General features: G+C 57.0%; 8 protein-coding genes and 1 pseudogene. 3 read left to right on the forward strand and 6 right to left on the reverse strand.

What is annotated here, in order from left to right; genetic code table 11:
* The coding region (locus tag MYY08_RS02940) for a hypothetical protein (protein ID WP_502888445.1) at positions 1-234 on the forward strand (234 nt) is incomplete at its 5' end.
* Positions 235-473: 239 nt separating this feature from the next.
* On the opposite strand, the pseudogene MYY08_RS02945 reads toward MYY08_RS02940, so the two are convergent.
* Both MYY08_RS02945 and yghX read right to left on the reverse strand, forming a co-directional pair.
* Positions 474-688 (reverse strand): annotated as a pseudogene (locus tag MYY08_RS02945) (hypothetical protein); the annotation flags it as partial.
* Positions 689-704: 16 nt separating this feature from the next.
* Complete coding sequence (gene yghX / locus MYY08_RS02950) at positions 705-1,592, reverse strand: YghX family hydrolase (RefSeq protein ID WP_084970123.1); 888 nt, start codon at positions 1,590-1,592, stop codon at positions 705-707.
* Between the two features lie 278 nt (positions 1,593-1,870).
* On the opposite strand from yghX, the gene MYY08_RS02955 reads away from it, so the two are divergent.
* On the forward strand, positions 1,871-2,761 hold the full coding sequence (locus MYY08_RS02955; protein WP_084970124.1) for a helix-turn-helix domain-containing protein: 891 nt from the start codon (positions 1,871-1,873) through the stop codon (positions 2,759-2,761).
* 359 nt (positions 2,762-3,120) lie between these two features.
* The gene (locus MYY08_RS02960; protein ID WP_038623806.1) at positions 3,121-5,517 is read left to right on the forward strand and encodes a glucose/quinate/shikimate family membrane-bound PQQ-dependent dehydrogenase; all 2,397 of its coding nucleotides are present in this window, start codon (positions 3,121-3,123) and stop codon (positions 5,515-5,517) included.
* A gap of 43 nt (positions 5,518-5,560) precedes the next feature.
* Here the strand turns inward: MYY08_RS02960 and MYY08_RS02965 are convergent, their stop codons facing one another.
* The 4 genes from MYY08_RS02965 to MYY08_RS02980 form a co-directional block, all read right to left on the reverse strand.
* Positions 5,561-6,778: an MFS transporter gene (locus MYY08_RS02965; RefSeq protein WP_038623803.1), complete on the reverse strand. Its 1,218-nt coding sequence runs from the start codon at positions 6,776-6,778 to the stop codon at positions 5,561-5,563.
* Positions 6,779-6,900: 122 nt separating this feature from the next.
* Positions 6,901-7,803, reverse strand: coding sequence for a LysR family transcriptional regulator (locus MYY08_RS02970; RefSeq protein ID WP_038623801.1), 903 nt, complete (start codon positions 7,801-7,803; stop codon positions 6,901-6,903).
* Positions 7,804-7,910: 107 nt separating this feature from the next.
* Positions 7,911-8,807: a manganese catalase family protein gene (locus MYY08_RS02975; protein WP_038623799.1), complete on the reverse strand. Its 897-nt coding sequence runs from the start codon at positions 8,805-8,807 to the stop codon at positions 7,911-7,913.
* A gap of 73 nt (positions 8,808-8,880) precedes the next feature.
* Positions 8,881-9,387, reverse strand: a complete 507-nt coding sequence (locus MYY08_RS02980; RefSeq protein WP_038623797.1) for a ferritin-like domain-containing protein — start codon at positions 9,385-9,387, stop codon at positions 8,881-8,883.
* Positions 9,388-9,495: the final 108 nt, after the last annotated feature.

Here is a 9,495-nt window from a genome sequence, read left to right on the forward strand (position 1 = left end):
GTTTATCAGAACCTTTCCTTACGGCGCAAAGCGCTACGGACTATCTCACAAGATGGTCATAGCAGGATTATTACCGTCACCCGCAAAGGATTAAAAATTTCATCAGCGCCAGAGCTTGGTGTCAGTATAAATGAAGAATACCGCTTAATGGTGAATATGAAAAATTCACTGCCTCCCTGCGCCAGCGTCGCTCTTCCAGGAAAAGAGCAGACCCATGCGCTTTCGCTTAAATAGCCCGCTCTTCGTTATTATAATGGTAATTTGCACTGTTCTGCGGCTCTTCCTTTTTGATTGATTGCTCCTCAGAGAGGCGAAAGTTATCGAAGAGAATTTTTTTCAAGAGGTGGAACTGTGCAATATCTATATTAATAAAAAGGCCCACCCCAGATGTTCATGATAAATTCGTCCTTCTAACGGCGCGCAAGGGTAAGCGTCCGCCCTATATACATAACTGCTTACAGAATACGACGACGTCAACAGAGGAGAAATACAGGCGTCGGCAAATGCAGCATGACTTTAATAGCGTCATTTTGCTGCGCGCGTTCGAAAGCCTTTGCCGCTTCGCTGACCGGAAAAAAATATCAGTAACCAGATCGCGGGTGTCGAAACGGTCATCGGCCAGCCACGGAATCACCACATAGAAATCTTCCGGAATATAGATAGCGACATTCAGCAGATCGCGTTCAAAAATCCTGCCCGCCCGCTTAAGCCAGATAGCGATGGAACCAGGCAATAGTGCGATCCCACGCCAGCTCCGCCGCCTTACGATCATAGCGCGGCGTGGAATCGTTGTGAAAACCGTGATTCACGCCGGGATAGATCCAGGCTTCATAATGCTTGCCCGCCGCCTTTAGCGCCGCTTCATATTCCGGCCAGCCTTCATTGATGCGCGTATCCAGCTCCGCATAGTGCAACAGCAGCGGCGCCTGAATGCGCTCCACCTCTTTCGCTGGCGGCTGACGACCGTAAAACGGCACCGCAGCCGCCAGTTCGGGATAAGCGACCGCCGCCGCATTCGCCACGCCGCCGCCGTAGCAGAAACCGGTAATGCCGACCTTGCCGGTAGAGTGCGGATGCTGCATCAAAAACGCGATCGCGGCGAAAAAGTCATTCATCAGTTTGGTCTGATCGACCTGCTGTTGCAGCTCGCGTCCCTTATCATCATTGCCTGGGTAGCCGCCGACCGAGCTGAGCCCATCCGGCGCCAGCGCGATAAAGCCCGCTTTCGCCACGCGGCGCGCCACATCTTCGATATAGGGATTCAGCCCGCGATTTTCATGCACCACTACCACCGCCGGCATTTTCTCCCGGCTCGCCGTCGGACGCACAAAATACCCGCGCACCGACTGATGGCCGTTCGGCGACGGATAACGCAGGTATTCGGCATGGATATCAGGATCGGTAAACGCCACCTGCTCCGCTAAGGCATAGTTGGGGCTGAGCAGGGAAAGCAGGCTGGCCGCCGTCAGGCCGCCAATGGCATATTTCGCCGCCTGCGAAAGAAATTCGCGTTTGCTCAACATGCCGTGAGCGTAATAATCGTAAAGCTCCAGCAGCTCTTGCGGAAAGTCTTCTGCGGTCAAATGTGCCATATCTCGCTCCTTCTGTCGGGGTTGCTCACAATGTAAACAGCGCCCCGCCAAAAAAGAAGCATTATCTTGGGCGCTGCCTGTCTCTCCGTTACCAACGAGCCGCGCCCGTATCGCTCACGTTTATTACATACCTTTAACAAAAAGGGTATTTATCACGGCCTTTTCATCACACTTATTTACAGTGAGTGCCATTTTGTTACGGCGAATTTTGCTAAATTAGTCACCCTAAAAATTGTATCCATTAAAATTATAACTATCGTTACTGTCTGGGTGGAGAAATGGGCGAAACGCAGAAAACGCAGTACATTCAGGATCTCATCGCGTGGATTGAAGACAATCTTACAGAGGAGCTGAATATCGATACCATCGCGCAAAAATCAGGCTATTCAAAATGGCATATGCAGCGGCTGTTTAAGGAGATGACCGGCCAGACCGTCGCCGCCTACGCCCGAAAACGCCGCCTGACCAAATCCGCCATGGCGCTGCGTCTGACACGCCTGTCGCTAATCGATATCGCCGTGCGCTACGGTTTTGACACGCAGCAGAATTTCACCCGCGCGTTTCGCAAACATTTTTCTTTAACGCCGCATGCCTGGCGTTACGCCAGCGAGCTGAATACCGCGGCGTTTCATAGCCGCTTCGACCCGTCGCGTCATCATCACAGCGAGCCGGAACTGTTAACGTTGCCGGATCGCGTTGTTTATGGCGAACGACAGACCTGGCCCTGTTTATATGGTGAGTTCGTTGAGGATAAGCAGGAAATCCTGACGCAATATTTGACCGAGTTTGTGCGGGAAAATAAGGGCAGCCGGGCGCAGGGATTTATTACACTGGAATTCGCTCCCTGCGCGGAACGCAAAGAGTACCATCTGGTGACCTTAATGCGCGGTCTGGAGCAGCGCGAGGGAGAATATTCCTTACAGGCGCAGCGCGACATTTTACCGGGCGGTTTATGGCTAAAGCTGCCTTTTCAAGGCCACCCACGTCATTTCAGCGCCTTTATTAGTGAAGTTTATTATCACCACCTGGCGCAGCCGGGTTTGGCGCGTCGTCCGGGCGCCGAGCTACAGACGTTCGATCTCGCCCGCTGCCGTCCCGACTGGCTGGAGGGCCATTTTTATATTCCGGTCAGCTTCCATCTGCCGGCTGGCGTTCCACTCGCCTCGTGAACAATAACGCATTTTCTTTGCCGCCGCGCTTTATTCCGGCGCGGCCTGTCGCTGTGCGGTTAATCGTTGTCCGATGGTGAAAAATAAGGCGGTTTTTCCGCCATAAGACGATTCTTAGGGTTATTTTTTGCCCACAAATCAGCCACAGCTGCTATATAAAAAGCAATGAATAATGTTTCCTGCCAAAAAAGTCAGAACTTGTAACGCATATTCATATAAAATTTAACGCATCAGGAACATTGCGCTTACAGGAAGAGCGATATCAGGAACACTGAATACCCGTACTTTATTTATCTGCTGGTATACAGCCAGGCTGGTTGTTTACTTAAGTTTATGGCAACACTCAAGAGGACTAAATTATGGGGAAAGACTCCTCATCTTCGCGCTTCATACGGTTTTTAACCGTCCTGTTCGCAGCACTTTGCGGCGCGTATCTGTTGGTTGGCGGCCTTTGGCTCTCAACCATAGGTGGTAGCTGGTACTACATCATCAGCGGCATCGCGATGCTGGTGACGGCATTTCTGCTGTACCGTCGCCACAGCGCCGCGCTGGTAGTTTATGCGCTGCTGCTGCTCGGCACCCTGGCCTGGGCAGTATGGGAAGTCGGCTTCGACTTCTGGGCGCTGGCGCCGCGTACCGACGTCTGGGTTATCTTTGGCATCTGGCTGCTTCTGCCGTTCGTCTACCGCGGCATTACCCACGGTCCTCGCGGCGGCAAAGCGGGCGCGTCCCTGATGGGCTTAAGCCTGGTGGTCAGCGTCATCGTGCTGGCCTGGGCGGTGTTCAACGATCCGCAGGAGATCAACGGCACGCTGCCGACCGCCGATCAGGCTGCGCCGGCTGCGGCTGACAGCGCGATTCCGCCGGGCGACTGGCCAGCCTATGGCCGCGATCAGGCGGGTACCCGTTACTCTCCGCTGAATCAGATCAATGAGAAAAACGTGAAGGACCTGCAAGTCGCATGGACCTTCCGCACTGGCGATCTGAAAACGCCGAACGATCCGGGTGAAATCACTAACGAAGTGACGCCGATTAAAGTCCGCGACACGCTTTATCTCTGCACCGCGCATCAGATTCTGTTCGCGCTGGATGCGGTAACCGGTAAAGAGAAATGGAAGTTCGACCCGGAGCTGAAGCCTAATCCAACCTTCCAGCACGTTACCTGCCGCGGCGTTTCTTATCATGAAACGCCTGCTGCCGCCGACGCGGGCAACGCGGCTCCGGCGCTCTGCGCACGCCGTATCATCCTACCGGTGAATGATGGTCGTCTGTTCGCGCTGGACGCGGAAACCGGCAAACGTTGCCCGGACTTCGCCAACAACGGCGAGCTGGATCTGCAGCACAAACAGCCGGTCACCACGCCGGGTGCCTATGAGCCAACGTCTCCGCCGATCATCACTGATAAAGTCATTGTGATTGCGGGCGCGGTAACCGATAACTACTCCACGCACGAACCGTCAGGCGTGATTCGCGGCTTTGACGTGAATACCGGCGCGCTGCTGTGGGTATTCGATCCGGGCGCGAAAGATCCAAACGCCATTCCGGCCGACGGTCAAAGCTTCGTGCCGAACTCGCCGAACTCCTGGGCGCCTGCGGTCTATGACGCCAAACTGGATATGGTTTATCTGCCGATGGGCGTCTCCACCCCGGATATCTGGGGCGGCAACCGTACGCCTGAGCAGGAGCGTTACGCCAGCAGCGTGCTGGCGCTGAACGCCACCACCGGTAAGCTGGTGTGGTCTTATCAGACCGTCCATCATGACCTGTGGGATATGGACCTGCCCTCTCAGCCGACGCTGGCTGACATTACCGATAAAGATGGCAATACCGTACCGGTGATCTACGCGCCGGCGAAAACCGGCAATATCTTCGTGCTGGATCGCCGTAACGGTAAGCTGGTAGTGCCTGCGCCGGAAACACCCGTGCCGCAGGGCCCGGCGGAAGGCGACCGCCTTTCTCCGACCCAGCCTTACTCTGAGCTGACCTTCCGTCCGAAGCAGAATCTTTCTGGCAAGGATATGTGGGGCGCCACCATGTTCGACCAGCTGGTGTGCCGCGTGATCTTCCATCGTCTGCGCTATGAAGGTCCGTTTACCCCGCCGTCTGAGCAGGGCACGCTGGTCTTCCCTGGCAACCTGGGTATGTTCGAGTGGGGCGGCATCGCCGTTGACACCAACCGTCAGATCGCTATCGCTAACCCTATGGCGCTGCCGTTTGTTTCCAAACTGGTGCCACGCGGTCCGGGCAACCCCATCCAGCCGGCGGAAGGCGCTTCTGGCGGCTCAGGCACTGAAACCGGCATTCAGCCGCAGTACGGCGTGCCGTTCGGCGTGGAGTTGAATCCGTTCCTGTCGCCGTTTGGCCTGCCGTGTAAACAGCCTGCCTGGGGTTATATCTCCGCGCTGGATCTGAAAACCAACGAAGTGGTCTGGAAGAAACGTATCGGCACCGTTCGCGACAGCGCGCCGGTTCCGCTGCCGTTCAAAATGGGCATGCCGATGCTGGGCGGCCCGGTAACGACGGCAGGTCACGTCTTCTTTATCGCCGCGACCGCTGACAACTACCTGCGCGCTTTCAGCACCAACACCGGTGAGAAGCTGTGGGAAGGTCGTCTGCCGGCCGGTGGTCAGGCAACGCCGATGACCTATGAAGCCAACGGTAAACAGTACGTGGTGATCGCCGCTGGCGGCCACGGTTCCTTCGGCACCAAGCTGGGCGATTACATCATCGCCTACGCCCTGCCGGATCAGAAATAAGCTGTTCCGCTGTAAACCAACCCCGGCCTGCGCCGGGGTTTTTTTATGCCTTTCGCCCTGCCCGCCGCATCTGATAATGGTTATAGAACGCGCCTGCCGCCATCACCGCGCAGGTGGCGAGAAACACCGATCGCATCCCAAACGCGCCGCCGACAAACCCGCCGAACAGCGGCCCGCTCACCTGCCCCACATATTGCGCGGAAGTGGAGAAGCCTAGCGCTTTGCCCGTCTGTCCGGCAGGCGCATGATGCCGGATCAGGCTGGCGATGCAGGGCAACAGTCCGCCTAACGCGACGCCCATACAGAAGCGCAGCGCCACCAGCTGCCAGGCGGAGGTGATAAACGCCTGCGGGATCAGCAACAGCGCGGCGACAGCCTGCCCCGCGATCAGCACGCGCCAGTGGCCGATGCGATCCGCCAGCCTTCCCAGCCAGGCGGCTGACAAAATACTCCCCAGCGCCGCCGCCGACATCGTGACGCCAGCCATCAGCGTCACCTGATGCGGTTGATGAACAAACTGCGCCACGTAGAGGGTAATAATCGGCTCCACGGACATATTGGCGAAGATCAGCAGCATGCCGGAAAGCAGCATAACCGGCAGCATTCCCTGGCGCAGGCTGAGCGCGGCGGCTTCTCTCTGTCGCTGCTGCGGCGCAGGACGCGGCGCCTCTTTCAGTAGCAGGCTGGTGGCGAGAAAGGCGAGAAAGATGACGCCGCCCGCCAGCCAGAAGGTAGCGCGAATGCCGATCAGCGGCGGCAGCAGGCCACCGATCAACGGCCCGACCACATTGCCCGCCATCACCCCAGACGAGAGCATTCCCAGCGCCCAGCCGGTATGAGCTTTCGGCGTCTGGGCGGCGATGAAAATGGTCGCGCCCGAAGCGTAGCCGCCGAGCAAGCCCGCCAGCAGCCGCAGCGCCACCAGCTGCCACGGCGCGCTGGCCATGCCGATTAACGACATGGCGATCGCCATGCCGAGGCTGGCGCGGATTAGCATCAGTTTGCGTCCGTAACGGTCCCCCAGGCGTCCCCATAATGGCGCGGTGAGCGCGGCAGTGAAAAAGGTGGCGCCGTAGGCGACGCCTGACCAGCGGGCGACAGCGGCAGGCTCGCTCACGCCCAGCTCCGCCACATAGAGCGGTAAAAAAGGCAACAGCAGCGTCATCGCGATAAGCGTCGTGAACGATCCCGCCATGCAGACCCATAAATTACGTCGCCAGTAGCGTTCCGGCTCCGCTTCCCCGTCCGATTGTTGCGTCATGGTTTTTTCTCCCGTCATTATCCGACCACCATGCTAACAAGCTATCGGCGTTAAGCGGCGCAGCGCGCCAGAAGTTCTCCAGCCGCACGCTTTTGTTTACGCCAGGAAACAATCGCCGTTATTCAGACTTCCGCTGCGGCCAGCGCCGTCCGTAACTTTTCACAGAACAGCGCCGTCAGCGCGCTGGCGGGTTCAGTGACGCCCGACACCAGGTAGCTGTGATAGCAGTCCATCCGCCAGCCGGACAGCAGACGCACCAGATGCCCCGCACGCTGTGCCGAACGGGTGATGTAGCAGGGAAGATAAGCGATGCCCGCGCCCGCGATAGCGGCGCTCAGCAACGCCTCACTGTTGTTGATGCGAAAACGGCTGTGCACGTCGATATGCAGCTTCTGTTTTCCCTGGCGAAACGGCAGGGAGAGCGTATGCGCCGGGCCGCGAAACAGCAGAAAGTCGTGACGCGGCAGCTGGTGCGGATGAATAAGCGGCTCGCGTGCGACCGGATAGTCCGGTGCCGCAAACAGTCCCCACTCCACCTGCGACAGCGCGTGACAGGCGGCGACCGGCGGAGGCGCCGGCCCGACCGTCACCGCCAGATCGTAGCGATCGCACTGCCAGTCAATTGATCGATCGGTCAGATCGAGATCGACCTGCACATGAATATGCCGCGCTACAAAAGCATTCAGCACCGGCAGGACAAACTGGCGACCAAAATTGACCGGCGCGATCAGCCGTAGATTGCCCGCGGGTTCCTGATGGTAGTCGCGGATAAAGGCGTCGGCGTTGTTCGCCTCCTGCAATGCCTTCGCGCAGAACTGATACCAGGCGCGCCCAACCTCGGTTACGGCAATGCGTCGGGTGGTGCGCTCCAGCAGTTTGACGCCAAGGCGGATCTCCAGCTGCGCAATCTCTTTACTGACGAAGGATTTTGACAGACCGAGGCTGTTCGCCGCTTCGGTAAAACTGTGGGTTTCCACCACGCGCGCGAATACCATCATCGCGGTGATATTTTCAATCGAATGCATGTAACGATCCCGTCAGAGCGTGACGGACAGAGTGGCAAAAAGAGGGGGTAAAAGCCAGCGTTCGGAGAGGGTGAAAAAGCGGGGCCGCCAGTCAGCGGCCCAGCGGATTATTTTTTCTTCTCTTTCTGCAACTCAGCAGGTACAGCCTGAGAGCCCAGCTCAGCGCCGGTCATCGGATTGACATCGGGGTTGGAGCTGGTGCGCAGCGCCATGCTTTCCAGATCGGCTTTTTCGCCTTTAGAGAGCATGACCGACGCCAGGCCGTCGCCGCCGTCAACCGCCGGCTGCGGATCTGCGACGTAATCGAAATTCTCGTCGGAGTTCCAGCTGCCGCGCACTTCACCGCCTTCAGACATATTGAAGTAGGTGTTGGCATACTGCTCGATCGGGGGCAATTTGCCCGGCGGGAAGTTATTGCGAATTGAATACAGGGCTTTTTCAAACGAAATCTGGTGCGCGACTTCACGCGTCATCAGGAAGCCCAGCGCATCTTTGACGCCCGGATCGTCCGTCAGGTTGATCAGACGCTCATAGATGATTTTCGCACGCGCTTCTGCGGCGATGTTAGAGCGCAGATCCGCCGTCACTTCACCAATGGTGTCGATGTAGGCTGCGGTCCACGGCACACCGGCAGAGTTCGTCAGCGGCGGCCCACCACCGTACAGCAGCGAGGTGATGTGGCTGTCGTTGCCGTTGCCGGTTAGGGAACGGTAAAGCTCAGCTTCCTTCTCGGTGCCTTCCGCCAGCGCGCCCTTAGCGCCTTTGTTCAGCATCCCTACCAGGGAACCGATGATTTCAAGATGGCTCAGCTCTTCCGTTGCGATATCCAGCAGCATATCTTTGCGGCCCGCATCATCTTCGCCAAGACCCTGGGTAAAATAACGGCAGGCGGCAGCCAATTCCCCTTGCGGTCCACCAAACTGCTCAAGCAGCAGGTTCGCCAGCCCAGGGTTAGGCTCAGCCACACGTACCGTGTACTGCAACTGTTTGACGTGTCTAAACATTGCTCACTCCTCTGTTAGGGTTGCCAACCGTGGCAACCCCGATAACAGTGAAACGCCATTGCTGGCTTTGGTTTTATTTTTTTGCTTCTGTATCCGGCTGCGCCGAACGCACCATAAACTGTTCAGTAACGTCTGGCAGGTGGGTCAGCGCCCAGTCAGCCATCGCTTTTTCCTGTTCGCGGATCTGCTCAAATACGCGTGCGCCTTCGTGGTCGCCCGCCAGTTCAGCGGCAGCGATCAGGGAGGTATAACAGGCGATTTCAAACTGTTCGAAGACATAGCCGCTAATGGCGCCTTTCACCACTTCGTCAGAAGCGAACATGCCGCCGACAGCCTGGCCCATCGCCGCCACTTTACCCATCATGTCTTTCATGGTGGAGTTAGAGGTGTCCTGACGATCGATAACCTGTTGCAGCATCTGCTGCTGTTGACGCGTTTCTTCGATATGTTGTTGCAGACGAGATTTCAGATCCGGGTAATGTTCCAGACGTGCGGACATTTTTTCCAGCATCTCTTCCGCTTGTTTTTCCATTGCATGCGCGTCGCGCAGCCAGCTGAGATAGTTTTCCTGATAAGTCATATTTTCACCTCGTGATAAGTGACCCAGAAAATAAGCCTGACGTAATAAATAGACGCAACGCCAGAATTATCTCTTTTGCATTATTCATCGATAATTAGCAGATAAAGT

Source organism: Mixta sp., assembly GCF_024610815.1.
GTDB lineage: Bacteria > Pseudomonadota > Gammaproteobacteria > Enterobacterales > Enterobacteriaceae > Mixta > Mixta calida.